Annotated in this window: 1 protein-coding gene; it reads right to left on the bottom strand. The window is 65.1% G+C overall.

Features of this window, described 5'->3' with window-relative positions; all coding sequences use genetic code 11:
• Window positions 1-46: 46 nt before the first annotated feature.
• Window positions 47-712, bottom strand: coding sequence for a hypothetical protein (locus AC1D12_RS34095; protein WP_477829586.1), 666 nt, complete (start codon window positions 710-712; stop codon window positions 47-49).
• Window positions 713-995: the final 283 nt, after the last annotated feature.

The raw sequence follows: 995 nt of genomic DNA, 5'->3' as shown, positions 1-995 counted from the left end.
GCTTCGCGCGCCGCTCGCAGGCGCTTGGCCGTGGCGGCGTTCGGGATCAGCTGGCTGCGAAGCAGTAGAAGAGCCCGGCGCCACCGGTCGCCTTCAGCGCATCCGGGCTGCAGCCGCGCGAGGGGTGCGACGAGTTCCACGATTTGGCAGGCGGCTGCTCGTCGAGACCCGTGCGGTCGTGGTGGCCGACGACCGCAGAACCTTCGCCGCTTTGCGTCCAGTTGCCGCAGGTGAGGTTCTTGTCGCCCGTCGCGACGCGGCCTTCGGGTGTCGAGCCGGTCAGCATGTCGTGCAGGTTGGGCGTGTCGCCGCGGCCGTTGATCACCTCGCCTTTCTCGGTGAGGGCAGTCTGCTTGGTCAAGCCGTTCGCGCCGTGGAGTTCGTCAACGCTGTTGGCCACCACGACACCGCGTGCGTTCTTCCACGGGCCCTTGCCGATGCGGTCGCGCGCATTCACCGGGGAAGTGCCGCTCGAGGCGTCGGTGCTGAGGTAGGCGCGCCAGTCCCTGTCACCGGCACCCACGGCGGTGGCGAGCGCCTTGCAGTACTTGTCGGCACCGGCCAGGCCGCCGAGGTCGGCGCCTTTTCCGGGATTCGCGCTGGTGACGAAGAAGGTCATCGGCTTCTGGGGGGAAGGGCTGCTTGCGCAAGCGATGAGCGTTGCGGCACCGGCGAGGCATCCCAAGGCAATCCAATGGCGGGCGATGGTCATGGCGCGTCCTCCGTGAAGTTGATGGAGCGCAGGAGGGTAGTGCATGACCTGCGTGGCGGCAATGCGGGTCATGCTCGGAAGAAAATGGAACGCTGCTGCGTATACCGCCGGCCAAGATGAGCTATTTGGTCCGTTTTTCAGGGATCATTGCCCCAAAAGCAAAACCCCCGTCACCTTGGGAGGTAACGGGGGTTGGCTATTAATAGCCTGACGATGTCCTACTTTCACACGGGAACCCGCACTATCATCGGCGCTGAGGCGTTTCACTGTCCTGTTCGGGATG

It is taken from the genome of Rhizobacter sp. P1_G5, from assembly GCF_056405435.1.
The sequence above is the reverse complement of the archived record's forward strand: the minus strand, read 5'-3'. Positions and strand labels throughout refer to the sequence as shown.

Excerpts from the sequence above, each read along its gene's own strand:
- AC1D12_RS34095 (WP_477829586.1), bottom strand. The coding sequence starts at position 712 with ATGACCATCGCCCGCCATTGGATTGCCTTGGGATGCCTCGCCGGTGCC.